The 16,834-nt window shown below is 74.3% G+C and carries 21 protein-coding genes; 6 read left to right on the top strand and 15 right to left on the bottom strand.

Annotation, left to right across the window (positions count from 1 at the left end; all coding sequences use genetic code 11):
- Window positions 1–47: 47 nt before the first annotated feature.
- Window positions 48–122: a 50S ribosomal protein bL37 gene (locus CRP39_RS28395; protein ID WP_014377707.1), complete on the bottom strand. Its 75-nt coding sequence runs from the start codon at window positions 120–122 to the stop codon at window positions 48–50.
- Between the two features lie 218 nt (window positions 123–340).
- Between CRP39_RS28395 and CRP39_RS20640 the strand changes: the two genes are divergently transcribed.
- Complete coding sequence (locus CRP39_RS20640; protein ID WP_097208266.1) at window positions 341–1,384, top strand: biotin carboxylase N-terminal domain-containing protein; 1,044 nt, start codon at window positions 341–343, stop codon at window positions 1,382–1,384.
- A 51-nt stretch (window positions 1,385–1,435) separates the two neighbouring features.
- Window positions 1,436–1,657 carry a biotin/lipoyl-binding carrier protein gene (locus tag CRP39_RS20635; protein WP_097208265.1) on the top strand — a complete coding sequence of 74 codons (222 nt, stop codon included), beginning with the start codon at window positions 1,436–1,438 and terminating at the stop codon, window positions 1,655–1,657.
- Window positions 1,658–1,686: 29 nt separating this feature from the next.
- On the opposite strand, the gene CRP39_RS20630 is transcribed toward CRP39_RS20635, so the two are convergent.
- Both CRP39_RS20630 and CRP39_RS20625 read right to left on the bottom strand, forming a co-directional pair.
- Window positions 1,687–2,145 carry a GNAT family N-acetyltransferase gene (locus CRP39_RS20630; RefSeq protein ID WP_097208264.1) on the bottom strand — a complete coding sequence of 153 codons (459 nt, stop codon included), beginning with the start codon at window positions 2,143–2,145 and terminating at the stop codon, window positions 1,687–1,689.
- Between the two features lie 93 nt (window positions 2,146–2,238).
- Entirely contained in the window at window positions 2,239–2,742 is a 504-nt protein-coding gene (locus CRP39_RS20625) for a GNAT family N-acetyltransferase (RefSeq protein ID WP_097208263.1), read from the bottom strand.
- Between the two features lie 83 nt (window positions 2,743–2,825).
- On the opposite strand from CRP39_RS20625, the gene CRP39_RS20620 reads away from it, so the two are divergent.
- Window positions 2,826–4,310, top strand: a complete 1,485-nt coding sequence (locus CRP39_RS20620) for a sensor histidine kinase (RefSeq protein ID WP_097208262.1) — start codon at window positions 2,826–2,828, stop codon at window positions 4,308–4,310.
- Between the two features lie 96 nt (window positions 4,311–4,406).
- On the opposite strand, the gene CRP39_RS20615 is transcribed toward CRP39_RS20620, so the two are convergent.
- Together CRP39_RS20615 and CRP39_RS20610 are read right to left on the bottom strand one after the other, a co-directional pair.
- Window positions 4,407–4,697: a WhiB family transcriptional regulator gene (locus CRP39_RS20615; RefSeq protein WP_425432564.1), complete on the bottom strand. Its 291-nt coding sequence runs from the start codon at window positions 4,695–4,697 to the stop codon at window positions 4,407–4,409.
- A gap of 350 nt (window positions 4,698–5,047) precedes the next feature.
- Window positions 5,048–6,070 carry a diacylglycerol/lipid kinase family protein gene (locus CRP39_RS20610; protein WP_097208261.1) on the bottom strand — a complete coding sequence of 341 codons (1,023 nt, stop codon included), beginning with the start codon at window positions 6,068–6,070 and terminating at the stop codon, window positions 5,048–5,050.
- Window positions 6,071–6,178: 108 nt separating this feature from the next.
- Here CRP39_RS20610 and CRP39_RS20605 point away from each other — a divergent pair, with 108 nt between their 5' ends.
- Window positions 6,179–6,661: a hypothetical protein gene (locus tag CRP39_RS20605; RefSeq protein WP_097208406.1), complete on the top strand. Its 483-nt coding sequence runs from the start codon at window positions 6,179–6,181 to the stop codon at window positions 6,659–6,661.
- 55 nt (window positions 6,662–6,716) lie between these two features.
- On the opposite strand, the gene CRP39_RS20600 is transcribed toward CRP39_RS20605, so the two are convergent.
- The 6 genes from CRP39_RS20600 to sodN all read right to left on the bottom strand — a co-directional run bounded on the left by CRP39_RS20600 (window position 6,717) and on the right by sodN (window position 11,334).
- Window positions 6,717–7,529, bottom strand: a complete 813-nt coding sequence (locus CRP39_RS20600) for an HAD-IIA family hydrolase (RefSeq protein WP_245853999.1) — start codon at window positions 7,527–7,529, stop codon at window positions 6,717–6,719.
- Window positions 7,526–8,014: a GNAT family N-acetyltransferase gene (locus CRP39_RS20595; RefSeq protein ID WP_097208260.1), complete on the bottom strand. Its 489-nt coding sequence runs from the start codon at window positions 8,012–8,014 to the stop codon at window positions 7,526–7,528. Before CRP39_RS20595 ends, CRP39_RS20600 begins: the two co-directional genes overlap by 4 nt.
- A complete protein-coding gene (gene pssA / locus CRP39_RS20590) occupies window positions 8,011–8,838 on the bottom strand; it encodes a CDP-diacylglycerol--serine O-phosphatidyltransferase (RefSeq protein ID WP_097208259.1) in 828 nt (275 codons plus the stop codon). Before pssA ends, CRP39_RS20595 begins: the two co-directional genes overlap by 4 nt.
- Before the next feature lie 11 nt (window positions 8,839–8,849).
- Entirely contained in the window at window positions 8,850–9,527 is a 678-nt protein-coding gene (locus CRP39_RS20585; RefSeq protein ID WP_097208258.1) for a phosphatidylserine decarboxylase, read from the bottom strand.
- 32 nt (window positions 9,528–9,559) lie between these two features.
- Complete coding sequence (locus CRP39_RS20580) at window positions 9,560–10,729, bottom strand: PP2C family protein-serine/threonine phosphatase (protein WP_245853998.1); 1,170 nt, start codon at window positions 10,727–10,729, stop codon at window positions 9,560–9,562.
- A 203-nt stretch (window positions 10,730–10,932) separates the two neighbouring features.
- Entirely contained in the window at window positions 10,933–11,334 is a 402-nt protein-coding gene (sodN, locus tag CRP39_RS20575; RefSeq protein ID WP_072918931.1) for a superoxide dismutase, Ni, read from the bottom strand.
- A gap of 52 nt (window positions 11,335–11,386) precedes the next feature.
- On the opposite strand from sodN, the gene CRP39_RS20570 reads away from it, so the two are divergent.
- Window positions 11,387–11,761: a S26 family signal peptidase gene (locus CRP39_RS20570; RefSeq protein ID WP_245853997.1), complete on the top strand. Its 375-nt coding sequence runs from the start codon at window positions 11,387–11,389 to the stop codon at window positions 11,759–11,761.
- A 30-nt stretch (window positions 11,762–11,791) separates the two neighbouring features.
- Here CRP39_RS20570 and CRP39_RS20565 read toward each other — a convergent pair whose 3' ends face one another.
- Both CRP39_RS20565 and CRP39_RS20560 read right to left on the bottom strand, forming a co-directional pair.
- The gene (locus CRP39_RS20565; RefSeq protein WP_097208256.1) at window positions 11,792–13,411 is read right to left on the bottom strand and encodes an FAD-dependent monooxygenase; all 1,620 of its coding nucleotides are present in this window, start codon (window positions 13,409–13,411) and stop codon (window positions 11,792–11,794) included.
- A gap of 198 nt (window positions 13,412–13,609) precedes the next feature.
- A complete protein-coding gene (locus CRP39_RS20560; RefSeq protein WP_097208255.1) occupies window positions 13,610–14,215 on the bottom strand; it encodes a dTDP-4-dehydrorhamnose 3,5-epimerase family protein in 606 nt (201 codons plus the stop codon).
- Between the two features lie 51 nt (window positions 14,216–14,266).
- Between CRP39_RS20560 and CRP39_RS20555 the strand changes: the two genes are divergently transcribed.
- Window positions 14,267–15,475, top strand: coding sequence for an NAD(P)-dependent malic enzyme (locus CRP39_RS20555; protein WP_097208254.1), 1,209 nt, complete (start codon window positions 14,267–14,269; stop codon window positions 15,473–15,475).
- 41 nt (window positions 15,476–15,516) lie between these two features.
- Here the strand turns inward: CRP39_RS20555 and CRP39_RS20550 are convergent, their stop codons facing one another.
- A complete protein-coding gene (locus CRP39_RS20550) occupies window positions 15,517–15,966 on the bottom strand; it encodes an SRPBCC family protein (RefSeq protein ID WP_097208253.1) in 450 nt (149 codons plus the stop codon).
- A 110-nt stretch (window positions 15,967–16,076) separates the two neighbouring features.
- Window positions 16,077–16,790, bottom strand: coding sequence for a metal-dependent hydrolase (locus CRP39_RS20545; RefSeq protein ID WP_097208252.1), 714 nt, complete (start codon window positions 16,788–16,790; stop codon window positions 16,077–16,079).
- Window positions 16,791–16,834: the final 44 nt, after the last annotated feature.

Here is a 16,834-nt window from a genome sequence, read left to right as displayed (position 1 = left end):
TCCGCTCCTCGCTCGCTGGCGCTCGCTCGATGCTCCCGGGGCTGTCGTCACGCGTTGGGCCGCTTGCCGTGGTTGGCCTTGTTCCCCTTGCGGGAGCGCCGCTTGCGTCCACGCTTGGACATCGCTGCCCTCCTCTCCTCATCGCCGGTGCGGGCCCGCGTCGGGCCCTTGGTGCCGCAGGCGCCCGGGACCCGCGTGTGCGCGGTACCGGGGAACCCGTCAAGCTGACGCCTCCCAGCTTCTCACGCCCGGACCTGGTGCCCGTTCCCCTGTGGCGGTCCGGCCCGGTGACGGGTCAGGCTGGGAGCGGCACATCGCACCACTGGGGAGGGCCGGCACGGTGGCACAGGTCGGGATCGAGAGCGTCCTCGTGGCGGGTCGGGGGCCCGCGGCCTGCGCGGTGATGGCGGCCTGTTCCCGCCTGGACGTGAAGACGGTCGCCGTCCACTCCGAGGCCGACCGCTCCGCCCGGCACGTCCGGCTCGCCGACGACGCGGTGCTGCTCGGGCCGGCGCCGGCCGCGGAGTCCTACCTGGCCGTCGACCGCATCGTCGAGGCCGCCCGGCGCAGCGGGGCCGCCGCCGTCCTCCCCGTCCCGCCGGCACTGGCCGGCAACGCCCGGCTGGCCGGGGCGGTCGTCGCCGCCGGTCTCACCTGGGTCGGGCCGTCCGCGGCGGTGCTCGAGCGGCTGGGCGGTGACGGGGTCGAGCCGGCCAGCGAACGCGGCTTCCTGGGATGGGTCACCGACTCCGGCCTGCACCACACCACGCCGGTCCGCCGTGACCGCGCCGCCGGCATCGCCCGGGTCTCCTGGACACCCGACGAGCCGGTCGAGCTGCCGGCGGCCGCCAAGCGGCTGGCCGAGGTGGGCTGGCGGGGGCTGGTCACGGTCGGTATCGCACCCGACGGCGCGCTGGCGGAGGTGGCGGCCGGCTTCTCCCTGGACATGGCGGTCCTGGAGCGCGCGCACGGGGTGGACGCGGTCGAACTGGCCCTGCGCAGCGCCGCCGGCGGCCGTGTCGCGGCGGAGCCGGGGCCCGGGCGGGCGCCGCGCAAGGCCGTCGTCGTCCAGCTGCGGTCGACGTTGCCGCCGGGGGAGGCCGGTCGGGTCACCGGCCGGTTGCCCGAGTCCGGTGGGCGGCGGGGCGGGGACGACGGCGTCGAGGTGGTGGCCGTGAGCGGCTACGAGCCCGGGGACCGGCTCGACGGCTGGTACGACGCCCTGCTGGCCACGGTGAGCGCCAACGGGCCCGACACCGCCACCGCCGCCCGCGCGGCCGGCAACGCGCTGACCGGCCTGCCCGAGACGGGGGTGCCCCACGACGGGCCCGAGGTCTGCCAGGTGCTCGAACGGCTGGCGGGGGGCACCGCGCCGGGCAGCTGACCGCGGCGACCTGCGTGCTTGGATGGACGCAGGTCAGCGAGGGAGGTGCCGGTGGCGGTCGAGGAGATCCACGCCGAGATGGTGTCGAGCGTCTGGAAGGTGCTCGTGCAACCGGGCAGCGAGGTGGCCGCCGGCGACACCCTGGTGATCCTCGAGTCCATGAAGATGGAGATCCCCGTCCTCACCGAGCGGGCCGGGACGGTGCGCGAGCTGCACGTCGTGGAGGGCGAGGTGCTCCAGGAGGGCGACCTCATCGCGACCGTCGACGACTGACGCCGGCCGGGGCCCGCCCGCGAGCCGGCTCACCGACGGTGCGGCAGACCGCGGACCAGGCGGATCTCCCGTACCCCGCTCTCGACCTGCGTCGTCCCGTCGGCAACGAAGCCGTGCTTGCGGTAGAACGCCTGGGCACGGGGGTTGGGGTCGGCCACCCACAGCGCCACCGACTCCTCCGGATCGACGACCGCCTCCATCAGTGCCGGCCCAGCACCCGTGCCGTGGTCGGCCGCATGCACGTAGAGCACGTACAGCTGCCGCGCCCACTCCGCCCCGGCGTCCAAGGGCGGCCCTGACATGGCGATCCCGACCAGCTCGCCGTCCCGCTCGGCGACGGCCACGCGGTTCTCGCGAAAGCGCTCGTCGGTCAACGCGGCCGTCCAGAACCGCTCCCGAGCGGCCACGAACCCCGGGTCGTCGAGCACCGCGTCCGGCACGAGTCCCCGGTACGTCTCTCGCCAGCACCGCACGTTCACGCGCGCCATCTGTGCGGCGTCCTCGACCCGAGCCGGCCGGACGGTCGGCGAGGACCCACCGCCGAACCGTAGACCGCGCCCGCAGAGGTGGGACACACCCGGTCAGAGGTCCAGGGCGTAGACCATCAGGCCGACCCCGGGCAGGGGAGACCAGTCCCGGGACGGCAGCCGGGTGAAGCCCAGGCGTTCGTAGAGCCGGTGGGCGGCGGTCATCCGTGGGTCGGTGGAGAGCACCATCCGCCGCTTCCCGGCCGCCCGGGCTCGGTGCAGGCAGCTCCGCACCAGCAGCTCGCCGATGCCCCGACCCCGCACCGCCGGGTCGACGACGAGCATGCGGAAGCCGGCCTCGTCGTCGGACTCGAGCACCTCGCCGAACTCGCCGTCGAGCACCAGCGCCACGCTGCCCACGACCTGCCCGCTGGCCGCCCGGGCCACGAGCAGCTCGGCGCGCGTCGCCCGGCCTCCGACGTCGGCCAGAACAGCGGTGTACTCGGGCGGGGCGAGCCCGCCGTCGGTGTACACGCGGACGGTCAGCTCGGCGATGTGGGCGAAGTCCCCGGGGCGGGCGTCCTCGACGGACACGGGCGGCTGGGCGGGGGAGGCCACCCCATCAGCCTAGGTGCGGCCCCGCCCCGGGGGCCGGAGCCTGCAGGGGCGGGGGAGGGGCGCCGACCTACGCTCGGATCACCATGAGCAGCCTCTCCGAACGCCTCACCCGGGGCGCGGCCTCCGCCCCCGCCCAGGTCGACCACGCCCGCCGGCTGGTGGCCGACTGGCAGCTGCTGGCCGACCTGTCCTTCGCCGACCTCACGCTGTGGGTGCCGTTGTCGTCGGGCGGGTGGTGGTGCGTGGCGCAGGTACGGCCGCTGACGGCGCCGACCAGCCAGCCGGAGGACCTCGTCGGCACGGAGGCGCAGGGCCTCCCCGCAGAGCCCTTCGACGTCGCCCACCGGGAGGGCCGTCCGGTCACGGAGGGGGAGCCGGACTGGTCGGGCGTGGCCCCGCGTCGCCGCGAGGTCATCCCCGTCCGCCACGACGGCGTGGTGGTCGCCGTCCTCGCCCGGGACACGAACCTGGCGGCGACCCGGTCGCCGTCGACGCTGGAGCTGACCTACCTCGACATCGCCGCCGACCTCTGCCTGATGGTCTCGGCGGGCACCTTCCCGCCGGAGAAGCTGCTGGACGCCGAGCTGAGCCCCCGCGTGGGTGACGGGCTGGTGCGCCTGGACGGGAGCGGCTGTGCCGCCTACGCCAGCCCCAACGCGCTGTCGGCCTACCGTCGCATGGGGGTGACCGGGGACGTCGTCGGCGCGGACCTGGCCCGCCTCACCCGCGACGCGGCGGCCGACCGGGTCGCGGGGGAGGCGGTCGCGGCGGGCATCCGGGCCGCCGTCGCCGGGCGCTTCCCGGATCCGATGGACGTCGAGGGCCCGGCCGCCACGATGCTGGTCCGGGCGCTCCCGCTGCAGGCGCCCGGCGGCGAGGAGGGGGCGCTGGTCCTGGTGCGCGACGTGACCGACGTCCGGAGCCGGGACCGCGCACTGCTCACCAAGGACGCCACCATCCGGGAGATCCACCACCGGGTGAAGAACAACCTGCAGACGGTGGCCGCCCTGCTGCGGCTGCAGGCGCGGCGCATGACCGAACCCGCCGCACGGGCGGCGCTGGAGGAGTCGGTTCGCCGGGTGTCGTCCATCGCGGTGGTGCACGAGACGCTGGCCGGCAGCCGGGAGGACGTCGTCGACGTCGACGCGGTGCTGGACCAGGTGCTGCCGATGCTGGGTGACCTGACGTCGATCGGCCCCGCCGCCTGTACCCGGCGCGTGGGCCAGTTCGGTGAACTGCCGGCCGTGGCGGCGACGCCGCTGGTGCTCGCCGTCACCGAGCTGCTGCACAACGCCGCCGAGCACGCGTTCCCCGAGGGGCAACCCGGCAGCATCGAGCTCGTGGCCGAGCGCGACGGCGACGACCTGGTCGTGCGGGTGCGCGACGACGGGCGCGGCCTGCCCGAGGGGTTCGACGTCGCTGCCAGTGACGGGCTGGGCCTGCAGATCGTGCGGACCCTCGTCACCAGCGAGCTCGGCGGCAGCCTCGGCATGGGTGGGTGGTCCAGCGGTAGTCCGGGGACCGAGGTGGTGCTGACGCTGCCCGGAGCCGGCCGGCTCCGGCGCTGAACGGCCGCGAGGCCGGCCCGGGGACCCGGACCGGCCTCGCGACCACTCAGTACTGCGGTGCCGAGCGGGGAGCCCGGACGCCGGCGTGCGGTGTGCTCAGGCGGTGCGGACCCTGGTGCGAGCCTGGCGCCGCTTGAGTGCGCGCCGCTCGTCCTCGGACAGTCCACCCCAGACGCCGGAGTCCTGACCCGAGCGCAGGGCCCAGTCCAGGCAGGACTCCACGACCGGGCAGCGCCGGCACACACCCTTGGCCTGCTCGATCTGGCCGAGAGCCGGGCCGGTCGTCCCGATGGGGAAGAACAGCTCCGGGTCCTCGTCGCGGCAGAGCGCGCGGTGGCGCCAGTCCATGGCGGTGTTCTCCTCGATGTCGTCTACGGTGTGGTGCATCAGTCGCCGGCCTCGGACCGCTCCGCAGGCCGGCACCGGGATTGACCAGCGCCATGGCACAGCGACTACGTGCATTTGTTACCGACAGGTTGCTTTCCGTCCGCGATGTTTTCACGGCGTGGAGGCCTGTCAAGCAGAACGAGGGCTTCGGTCGACCCCTCGTGAGCAAGCTCACCACGGGCATGCTAGGTACGCCACTCGACCTGACCATCCGACGGTCCCGGCGTTGACAACACTCGCCCGCCGTGAGCAAAGACGCAGGTCACACCACTGATTGCGAGAACGGCCGGTTCCCCGAGGGGGTCGACCGACGCCCCGCCGGCGGGCGCTCCGGACGACGTCCGGGGCACTCAGGCGACGACGCGCAGCGCGGCAGCGACGCTGCACAACCGCAGCCCCGTCGCGGTGCCCAGGTGGTCGCCGTCGACCTGCCATCCCTGGGGGCGCTGCGCGGTGATGGTCAGGCCGGCCAGGTCGTGTCGCCGGTGCACCCCGCGCCCGCGGGCGTCGGGTTCGGCGGCGAAGACCTGGCGCACGTGGTGCAGCATCCGGAACACCCCCACGCGCCCCATCGCGAAGACGTCCAGCCCGGCGTCGAAGGAGGCCTCCGGGCTCGGGTTGACCGGGCGGGCGCCGAGGTAGGTCCACGGCGAGACGTTGGAGACCAGGCAGAGGAACAGCCCGTCCAGGGGCGGCTCCCCGGGCAGGTCGAGGGTCATCGCCGGCTCCCGCCGCTCGCGTCCCAGGACGAACGCGCTGGTCGCCTGCACCACGTACAGCGCCCCGGTGGACCGCCGGCCGCGTGCCCGCTGCGCCTCCACCCGGCCGATCACGTCGGCGTCGAAGCCCAGCCCGGCGCTGAAGGCGAACCAGCGGGGCTCGGTCCACTCCGGGTGCGCCGCGGCTCCCGCGTCGGCGGCCTGCTGAGCCAGGGCGGGATCGGGCAGCACGGCCGGGGCGCGGGTCGCCCCGCGGGCGCTGGCCGTCCCGAGGGAGATACGCCGGGTGCGGCCGGCCCGCAGCGAGTCGGCGATCTCCCTGGCCGCCCGCACCGGGTCGCGGGACCGCCCCAGGGCGCGTGAGAAGACGTTGGTCGACCCGCCCGGGACGACGGCCAGCAGCGGCACGTCCTCACCCGGTCCCTGGCGCAGCAGCCCGTTGACCACCTCGTTGACCGTGCCGTCCCCGCCGAGGGCGATGACGACGTCGACGCCGTCATCGCGGGACTGACGGGCCAGCGCGGTCCCGTGGCCGCGGTGGGTCGTCTCGGCGAGGTCCACCTTCAGCTCGCCCGACAGGGCGGTGAGCACGTCGTCGCGGACGTCGCGGTTCGTCGTCGTCGCCGCGGGGTTGGCCACCACGAGCGCACGCATGCCGGTCAGGCTAACCAGCGCCGGGCCGGCTCCCCGGGAGGAGCGGGCGTGGCGTGGACGGCTCCCGGCGGCCGGGATCCGCCGCCGCGGCGGCGTACCCTCGCGGCCGTGACGGAGGAGGCGGGAGCACAGCCCCCGAGGCAGCGCCGGCTGGCCGAGCGGCTGCTCGGCGGCGCCGCGGAACCGGCCGCGCCACGTCCCGCGCGGCCGCGGACCGAGGCGCCGGTGGCCGTCCGCCGGGCCGCGCTCGTCGTCGCCGTCGAGGCCGCCGCGCTCGGCGTCGTCGCGCTGGTGCTGCTCTACCTGACCATCACCTCGACGCCCGACAGCATGGGCCGTGCCCTCGCCGAGGTCGTCTACGTCGGCTTCTTCGCCGTGCTGCTCGCCGCGGCGACGGTCGGGCTCTGGCGGGTGTCCGGCTGGGCCCGGGGGCCGGTCATCGTGCTGCAGGTCCTGCTCGGCCTGTTCGGCTACTTCTCGGCGTTCGAGTGGGGCGGTCCGCTGGTCGGCGTCCCGCTCCTGGTCCTCGTCGCCCTGGAGCTGTGGCTGCTGGCCACGCCCGAGGCGCGCCTCGCCTTCGCCGACCGCTGAGGGCCCCTCCGGGGGCCCGCCCCGAGCGAGCGCGGGGTGGGGGAGGGGTCCTGTCTCAGACCAGCTCGACGACGTCGGCGATCGAGTCCAGGACCCGCCCCGGGCGGAACGGGAAGCGCGCCACGTCGCCCGCCCGGGTCGAGCCGGTGAGCACGAGGACCGTGTCCAGCCCGGCCTCGATGCCCGCGACGACGTCGGTGTCCATCCGGTCGCCGATCATCACCGTCGACTCCGAGTGCGCCGCGATCCGGTTCATCGCGCTGCGGAACATCATCGGGTTGGGCTTGCCGACGAAGTAGGGCTCAGCGCCGGTCGCCTTGGTGATCATCGCCGCGACCGAGCCGGTGGCCGGCAGCGGGCCCTCGGGGGAGGGGCCGGTGACGTCGGGGTTCGTGGCGATGAAGCGCGCGCCCCTGCCCACCAGCCGGATGGCCCGCGTGATGGCCTCGAAGGAGTAGGTGCGGGTCTCCCCGAGGACGACGTAGTCGGGGTCGGTGTCGGTGAGGGTGTAGCCGACCTCGTACAGCGCCGTGGTCAGGCCCGCCTCACCGATGACGTAGGCCGAGCCCCCAGGCAGTTGCGTGGCCAGGAAGTCCGCCGTTGCCAGCGCCGAGGTCCAGATGGACTCCTCCGGCACGTGCAGTCCCGAGCGAGCCAGCCGGGCCGCGAGGTCCCGAGGGGTGAAGATCGAGTTGTTGGTCAGCACGAGGAACCGGCGCCCGCGCTCGACCAGGCGCTGCAGGAACTCCGCGGCGCCGGGCAGCGCGTGGCCCTCGTGCACCAGGACGCCGTCCATGTCGGTGAGCCAGCACTCGGCCGGCCGCCGCTCGGCGCGCACGTGGCCGCGGGTGTCCGCCGGGCCGCTCACCGCGACCGCCGGTCGGCGGCGAAACCACGCAGGGCGTCGTCGGTGAGCCGGAAGACGGTCCACTCGTCCATGGGGACGGCACCGGCGGCCCGGTAGAACTCGATCGAGGGGGCGTTCCAGTCCAGCACGGACCACTCCAGCCGGTCGTAGCCGCGCTCGACGCACAGTTCGGCGAGGCTGCGCAGCAGCTCGCGGCCCAGTCCGGTGCCGCGGTGCCCGGGCTGGACGTAGAGGTCCTCCAGGTACACGCCGTGGGTCCCGCGCCAGGTGGAGAAGTTGAGGAACCACAGCGCCGTGCCGACGACCTCGTCGCCGTCGGCCACCGCGACGTGACCGAACAGCTTGGGGGAGTCGCCGAAGAGCGCGGCGGTCAGCTGCTCCTCGGTCAACCGGACCTCGTGCGCCGCCTTCTCGTACTCGGCGAGCTCCCGGACCAGCCCGACCACGGCGGCGACGTCGTCGGGGCGGATGGGCCGCACACTCATGTGAGGAGCTCCTTGAGGCGGGTCGGCACGAGCCGGGACAGCGGGGACAGCAGCGGCACCAGGACGGGAGCCAGCAGGTAGCCGTAGGCCAGGACGCAGCCGGTGACGACCGGGGCCAGGGCGAAGCCCACCACGACCGCCAGCGCGGCGGCGATCAGCCCGTAGGGCTTGCCGCTCTTCGGGCTGACCAGCGAGCGGAACGAGCGGAACCGGACCGTGCTCACCATGAGCAGCGCCGGGACGGCGACGATCAGCAGGACCCACAGCCGGTCACGGCCGTGCATCTGGTCGCCGAAGGCGAAGACCGAGGCCAGGACGACGCCGGCCGCCCCGGGGCTGGGCATGCCGGTGAAGTACCGCTTGTCGGCGGTGGGGTCGATCGTCGTGTTGAAGCGGGCCAGGCGGATGGCGGCACAGGCCACCCACAGGAAGCAGACGACCCAGCCGAGGGGGTCCCACTCGTCGCGCCCCTCGGAGAACAGCGTGAACGCCAGCAACGCGGGGGCCAGACCGAAGGAGACGAGGTCGGCCAGGGAGTCGAACTGCAGGCCGAAGGGGGTGACCGCACCCACCAGCCGGGCGACCGCCCCGTCGGTGATGTCGAAGACGACCGACAGCCCGACCAGGACCGCCGCGAGGGTGTACTGCCCGCGGATCGAGACCAGGATCGCGGCGAAACCGCACATCATGTTGGCGAGGGTGAACAAGCTGGGCAGGGTGGCCAGCGCCCGGCGCCGGGTGCCGCGGACCGAGCCGCGGACGAACTCGACGGTGGCCGTGCGACGGGTCTGCGGAGGGCGTTGGCCGGACGCTGAGCTGGGCATGGGGGAACTCCTCAGCCGGCCGCGGGCCAGCGGGCGATGACGGTCTCGCCGCCCCGCACCCGCTGCCCCGTGCGAACGGTGATCGTGCACTCCCGCGGGACGAAGACGTCCATCCGGGACCCGAACTTCATCAGCCCCATCCGCTCACCGGTCTCCAGCCGCTGCCCGACCCCGGTGCGGGTGACGATGCGCCGGGCGAGGACCCCGACGATCTGCCGGAACACCACGGTGCGCGGGGTGGGGCTGTCGGTGTCGCGCAGCCACAGCTCGCTGCGCTCGTTGCGGTGCGCGGACTCCTTGCGGTAGGCGGCGAGGAAGCTGCCCTTGCGGTACGAGCTCTCGACGACCTCGCCGCGGTAGGGGGAGCGGTTGACGTGCACGTCGACGACGGAGAGGAAGACGCTGACCTGCTGCCACTCCCCCTCGGGTGCGACGCCCTCCTGCGGCTCGCCGGCGACCATCACCACGCCGTCGGCCGGTGAGACGACGTCGTCGGCGTCCGAGGGGTGGACGTCGCACCGGCGGTCGGGGTCGCGGAAGAACAGCGCCATGTAGGCGGCGAGGGCGGCGAACGGCCAGGCGGCGATCCGGAGACCGCGCCGTCCGGTGGCCCGCCCCGTGGCGGTGAGCAGGGCAGCGGGGGCGAGGGGCCCGGTGATGAAGGGCCACCCGGCCGGGTCGATGCGCATCGTGGTCAAACGGTACCGGGACGCACCCGGCGTCACCGGGGGGCGGCGGGTGGGGAGACGAGGGCGGGATCGGCGCCGTGCTCGCTGGCCCGGGCCCGTGGCGGCCCGCCGTACCAGTCGAGGCAGAGCATCGTCGCGTCGTCCCGCAGGTCCCCGCCGGTGGCGTGCAGGACCGCGGCACCGAGGGCGTGCACGACCTCGCGCGGGTGCAGGTCGGCGGTGTCGGCGAGCGCGGCGGCGACGTCGAGGGAGGCGGCGTTGCGCTCCTGCATGCCGTCGGTGAGGAACACGACGCGGTCGCCCGGCTCCAGGGCGAGCGGCTGCACCGTGAACGACCCGCCCGGCCGGACGCCGAACGGGGCGTCGATGGCCAGCTCGATCTCGCTGACCCGGCCGCCGCGGAGCCGCAGCGGGAACGGGTGGCCGGCGTTGACGAGGTGAGCCGTGGCGGTGCGCAGGTCGATGCGCACCAGCTGGCCGGTGACGAACTCTCCGGGGGCGGCGTTCTCGGCCAGTGCGTCGTTGGCGTACCGGGCCTGGCCGAGCAGGTCCAGACCCCGGCGCCGGCCGTTGCGCAGGCCGCCGACCAGCAGCGTGGCCAGCAGGGCCGCCGGGACCTGGTGCCCCACGGCGTCGGTGACCGACAGGTGCAGGACGTCGCGGTCGAGCGAGTAGTCGAAGGTGTCCCCGCCCACCTCGCTGGCCGGCTCCATCCAGCCGGCGAGGGTGAACTGGGCCGCCTCGCAGGCGTAGGCGGCGGGGAGCAGCCGGCGCTGGATCTCGGCGGCGAGGGTGAACGGGGTGGAGCGCATGCCCCACTCGAAGACGTCGGTGTGCCGGCGGGCGGCGATGACGACGTAGGCCAGTGCGTGTGCGGCGCTGCGGATCTCGTCGAGCTCCTGGGACGTGGGCACCCGCGGCAGGAGCATCTCGATCAGGCCGATCGCGTCCCCCCGGTCGGTCACGGGGGCCAGCACCCGGTGCAGGTCGCCCTCGGTCCGCAGATCGGGTTGCTGGGACCGCAGGACCTGGTCGTAGACGCTGCCGGCCAGCGGCACCGTCTGCGCCTGTTCGGCGTCGCGGGTGCGTGCGCCGGTGGCGGGGCCGGCGGAGGTGAGCCGGACGACGGCCCGGCCGCTGAAGTCGGCGATCAGGAAGCTGACCGCTCGGGCGTCGACCTGGTCGGCCAGCGCGGCGGCCACGGCCTCGACCGCCTCGATCGGTGCTGCGTTCTCGACCCGCCGGAGCAGCGCCGCGACGTCGATCTGGGACCTCCGGACGTGGACGTGGGGTGGACGAGCAGGTGCTGCCCATGAGGCGGCCGTGGCCGCTCCGGGGCTGGAGACGGCAACGGCGCCGGGGGGCGGGGGACCCCGCCGACCGGCGCCGCTGCTCGAGGGAACGGTCAGGCCGCGGCCTTCGTCTCCCAGAAGATCTTGTCGATCTCGGCGATGTAGTCGAGCAGCTTCTGGCCCTCGGCCGGGTCCATGCTGCCCTTGCCGCCGGCCGCGCCGGCCTGCTTGGTCGCCTTGTTGAACAGCTCGTGCAGCTGCGGGTACTTCTCGAAGTGCGGGGGCTTGAAGTAGTCGGTCCACAGCACCCACAGGTGGTGCTTGACCAGGTCCGACCGCTGCTCCTTGATCAGGATCGCGCGGGTGCGGAAGGCCGGGTCCTCGTTGGCCTGGTACTTCTCCTGGATCGCCTTGACGGACTCCGCCTCGATGCGGGCCTGGGCCGGGTCGTACACGCCGCAAGGGAGGTCGCAGTGAGCGGTGGCCTCCACGGCGGAGAACATGCGGAAACGCATGGACGTGACCTCCGGGTCTCGTGGGTCGTTTTCGTCTGGGACCCTACTCCCGGTGAACGCCGACCACAGGTCCGAGGACAAGACCTCCGGGGCGGTCCCGTCGCTGGTCACGCCCTGGGTCGTGGCCCGGGTCAGCGGCCCGTCGATGTCCCCGACGGTGCGGCACGGCGACCGGTTGCTGGTGCGCCGGGTGGACGGCGGGTCCCCGGTGGGCGCCGGTGCCGTCGTCCTCGCCCGCTTCCCCTCCCGCCCGGAGCTGCTCGTGGTCAAGCGGGTCCGCCGCCCAGTGCCCGGCGGGCACTGGGTGGAGGGGGACAACGCCCTCGTGACCGACGACAGCCGGGCGTTCGGGCCGGCCGTCGTGGTCGGCCGGGTGGTGGGCCGGCTGTGGCCGCGCCCGGGACGGCTGGGCGGGCAACCGCCGTAGCCCGGCGACCACGGACCCGGCTGACCGCCGTCAGCGCCCCAGGAGCCGCGCCATGACGTCGGTGAGCACGGCCCGCGGCCGGTCCGAGGAGCCAGTCGAGCGCCAGGCGACGACGCCGTCGGGCCGGAGGAGCGTGGCTCCTGCCGCGCCGATCCCGAAGGCCTCGCGGAAGCGTTCCCCGGGGTCCTGCACCGTTCCGCCGGGACCGACCCGGTGCGCGGTCAGCGGCGTGCCGTCCGCGCCGGTCAGCTCCTCGGCGGCGTCGCACCAGGGCTGTCCGTCCGCGCCGGCGAGCAGGACGAACTCCGACCCGACGAGGTCGTGCACCGACGCGGCTGCCCCGTCGACCTGGACCCAGACGTGCGGAGCCCTGGCGCCCGGCCGGCCGGAGGGCTTCCGGGGGTCGACCAGCAGCGCGCCGTCGTCCTCGCCCTCCGCGGCCAGGACCGCGCGGGAGCGGTAGAGGGTGCCCAGCTCGATGGAGGGGTCGTCGAGGGGGGCCGCCAGGTCACCCCGGGGGAGTGAGGGGTCAACCCGCATGACGTAGCGGGTGTAGGCCTGCTCGACCACCAGGGCACTGGCCGGCCGTCGCTCCTCGTCGTAGCTGTCCAGCAGCGCCGGCCCGGCGACCCCCCGGGAGACCAGCGCCAGCCGCCACGCGAGGTCGTGCGCGTCGGCGACCCCCGTGTTCCCGCCGAAGCCCCCGGTGGGCGGCATCACGTGAGCGGCGTCGCCGACCAGGAAGACCCGCCCGTCGCTGAACCTGGCCGCGTGTGACGCCTCGGCGGTCCACCGCTGCACGTCGTCGATGCGGACGGCGGTGTCCGGACGCCCCAGGGCCTTGCGGACGTACGCCACGCACTGGTCTTCGTCGAGGTCCTCGGCCACATGGGTGTCGCGCGTCCCGTCGGCGCCCGTCGCGGAGAAGACGGCCAGGAACCCCGAGTCGCCGGTGATGGAGAACCGGAAGAAGCCGAGCAGATCAGGCTGGTTGACGTAGACGACGCTGAGGTTCCGGTCGCCGATGAGCTCGCGCATGTCGGCCTGGAAGTAGATGGTGATGCACCGCGCGAACGCGCCCCGGCCCTGCATGTCGATGCCGCACCGCCCACGCACGGGGCTGTGGGCGCCGTCCGCCGCCACCAGGTACTCGGATCGAACGGTCGTCTCCTCACCGCTGTCCCGGGAGCGGACGACCGAGGTGACCCCGTCGTCGTCCTGCTGGAATCCGAGCAGTTCCGTCCCGTAGCGGTGCTCGCCGCCGAGGTCGCGGGCGCGGTCCCGCAGGATGGGTTCCAGGCCGATCTGGGTGATGAACAGCCGCCGGGTCGGACTCAGCTCCTCGACGCCGTCGTTGAACGACCGGAAGAAGAAGGTCATCTCGGGGCTGCTGAGGTCCGACACGGACACGATGGCGCCGTCCTGCAGGAACTCCTTCTGCGCAGCGGCCTCCACCGCTGCCTGCAGGCCCATCCCGCGGAAGATCTCCATCGTGCGCTGGTGGAAGGAGGCGGCCCGCGGGTGGACCGCCGTCCCGCGGTGTCGTTCGACGAGCAGGTGAGGAACGCCGTGGGTGGCGAGCTGGACCGAGGCGCTCAGCCCCACGAGGCTGCCACCTGCGATGAGGACGGGGACGTGGAGGTCGGCCATCAGGTGGTCCTTCCCGGCATGCAGCGGGCACCGGCACACGGACGTGCGTCCGCATGGCGGCAAGGCGTCCACCTTGAGGTCCGTCCGGTCGTGTGTCAAGGCTCACACACGTCGTTGCGGTCGAGTGCCGTCGCTTCTGACGGATCGGGCATCCGGCCGCAGTCCCAGCCGCCGTGCTGCCCGCCCGGACGGCCGCGGTCAGTCGGAGGCGCGTAGCTGGGCGTAACGCGCGGTGCACTGCTCCATCGTGGGCAGCAGGCCCTGCTCGCGGGCCTGCTCGAGGGTGGGCGCCTGGCGGTCCTTGGCCGAGAGCTCGAACTCGACGTCGGCCGGCCACGGCAGGCCCAGCGCCGGGTCCAGCGGGTCGATGCCGAACTCCCTGTCCGGGTCGTACCCGCTGGACACCAGGTAGGTCACCGAGCTGCCGTCGGCGAGGGAGACGAAGGCGTGCCCGAGCCCCTCGGCCAGGTGCACCGCCCGGGGCTGCTCGCTGTCGAGGACGACGGCGTCGTGCGCGCCGAAGGTCGGGGAGCCCACGCGGACGTCGACGACGACGTCGAGCACCCGGCCCGCCGGGCAGTACACGTACTTGGCCTGCCCGGGCGGCACCAGCGCGAAGTGGACCCCGCGCAGCACCCCGCGGGCGGACACGCTGTGGTTGGCCTGGGCGAGGGGCAGGCCGTACCCGACGGCCCGCGAGAGGACGTCGGCGCGGTACCACTCGGTGAACCGTCCCCGGGCGTCGCCGTGGGGGACCAGGTCCAGGACGTAGGCGTCGCGCACGGCGAGCTCGCGGATCTGCACGGGAGAACCGTAGCGAGGCACCGGTGGCGAACGGTCTACGCTGCCGTGTCCATGGGCGGTACCCAGCATCCCGAGGCCTCCGCTCCCCCGCCGGGGAGCCCCGACCGCTTCGCCGAGGACCCGGCGTTCGCGGTGCACGAGGGGGGCAAGCTGGTGGTACGCCCCACCCGCTCGATCGACTCCCTCGCCGACCTCGCCCTCACCTACACCCCGGGCGTCGCCCGGGTCTCCAGTGCCATCGCTGCCGAGCCGGGCCTCGCGCGGCGGTTCACCTGGGCCTCGCGGGTGGTCGCGGTCGTCTCCGACGGCACCGCCGTGCTGGGCCTGGGGGACATCGGGCCGGCCGCCGCGCTGCCGGTCATGGAGGGCAAGGCCTGCCTGTTCAGCGAGTTCTCCGGGCTGTCGTCGGTGCCGGTGGTGCTCTCCACCACCGACGTCGACACGATCGTGGAGACGGTGGCCGCGATCGCGCCGTCCTTCGGTGGGATCAACCTCGAGGACATCAGCGCCCCACGCTGCTTCGAGATCGAGGAGCGGCTGCGCGAGCGGCTGGACATCCCGGTCATGCACGACGACCAGCACGGGACGGCGATCGTCGTCCTGGCCGCGCTGCGCAACGCCGCGCGGGTGGTCGGCCGGGAGCTCGGCGACCTGCGGGTCGTCGTCGCCGGGGCCGGGGCGGCCGGGATCGCGTGCACCAAGATCCTGCTCGAGGCCGGCATCGGCGACATCGCCGTGGCCGACTCCCGGGGCGTCCTGCACCTCGGCCGCGACGACCTCACCCCGATCAAGCGGTGGGTCGCGGAGAACACCAACCGGGCCGGGTACGCGGGCACGATGACCGGCGCGCTGGAAGGGGCCGACGTCTACCTGGGCCTGTCCGGCGGGTCGGTGCCCGAGTCGGCGATCGCGACCATGGCCGGGGACTGCATCGTGTTCTCGCTGGCCAACCCGATCCCCGAGGTCGACCCGGAGATGGCGGGCCGGTACGCGGCGGTGGTCGCGACCGGGCGCAGCGGCGAGCCGAACCAGATCAACAACGTGCTCGCCTTCCCCGGCATCTTCCGCGGGGCGATCGACGCCGGTGCCACGGCCATCACCGAGGAGATGAAGCTCGCCGCGGCGACCGCGATCGCCGACGTGGTGGGCGACGATGTGCGCGCGGACTACGTCGTGCCGAGCCCGCTGGACCGGCGGGTGGCCGCGGCGGTGGCCGCTGCGGTGGCCAGCTGCGCGCGGGAGCAGGGCGTCACACGCTGACCGGGGTGGGAAGCGCAACTTGCCTGCGCTCCCCGCCCGGGTCAGGCGGGGGTCGTGGCCAGCTCGTCGAGTGCGGTTCGCCACAGCCGCGGGAACGCGACCGGACCCACGACCCGCTGCCCGAGGAGGATCACCCGGCCGCGCAGTCCCCGTGGGGCGCCGTGGTCGATCGTGGCGTCGACCCGGCTGCCGCCGTCCGGTCGAGCGGCGACGACCACCTCGCCGCGGCCCCGGCGACAGTGGTCGCTGTCGATCAGCGTCCACCGGATGGTCCCGGGCTCCGACCACTCGTAGCGCAGCAGGACCCAGATCCGGGTGCCCGCACTGCCCTCCCGGACGACGGCCCAGCGGTCGCCGGCCTCACGGACCTCGTACTTCGCCGGGTCGAGGGTGCGCCGCCACACCGTCAGCCGGCGGTCGCTGACATCGGTGAAGGCGCCCACCACCTGCTCCGGCGCCGCGCGGGTGTCGAACGTGAACCGGAAGAGCATCGGCCGACTCCTCCCACCGGGAAGCCGCCCGTGTACGGGCCACCGTCAGCGTCCTCGGCTCGGCCGCCGGCGTCCAGATCCGCGCTCCGGCGTCCGTCCATCGACCACGGTCAGAGCAGTCCGCGCAGGTCCTGCAGCCAGGGGTCGACCGCCGCCTGCACGCCGGTGTTCGTGTAGACGAACCAGAGCGTCACGACGACGAACGCGGGGGCGAGGACCGCCTTCTCCAGCGTCGTCCCGGTGCGCAGCGGGGTGAGGGCCAGCCGGCACCGTCTGAGGATCCAGACCAGCGGCACGGGCACCCCCTGCGTGGTGATCGCGTCACCGGCGATGTGGGTGAGCACCCCGAGCGCGACAGCCCACGGCAGCCAGGCCGGGGGCGGCATGTGCTCCAGCAGGAGCCAGGCCCCGCCCCAGGACAACACCAGGTTGCCGACGACGGTGTTCTCCGCGCGACCGGGGATGACGAAGTGCAGCGCCCGCAGCGCCAGCCCGATCGCCAGGGCCATGAGCAGCAGGCTGGACCAGAAGGCGTTCGCGGCGGCCAGCGCGAGCGCGCCGAACGCGATCGGGGCCAGCACGGCGTCGTGGGTGCCCCAGCGGTGCCCCTGAGCCAGTCGCCCGACCGCAGCCGAAGGCACGTCGGTGACCGGACCCCACATGTCGGAGACGGTGGAACCGCTGGCGTCCAGGTCGGGCAGCATCGACATCCCGCCGACGGCGGCGATCCACGCGACCTGGGAGACGGGGCCCTCGACCGGGGCCCACGGCAGCGTGGCTGCCCCGGCGGCGAGCCCGGACAGGGCGTGCGAGTGACCGAGCACGGACGCAGCGTCCCGTCGTCCCGCCCGTCAGCGGGGGATCCGGC

This window comes from Geodermatophilus sabuli (genome assembly GCF_900215145.1).
GTDB classification, from domain to species: Bacteria; Actinomycetota; Actinomycetes; order Mycobacteriales; family Geodermatophilaceae; genus Geodermatophilus; species Geodermatophilus sabuli.
The sequence above is the reverse complement of the archived record's forward strand: the minus strand, read 5'-3'. Positions and strand labels throughout refer to the sequence as shown.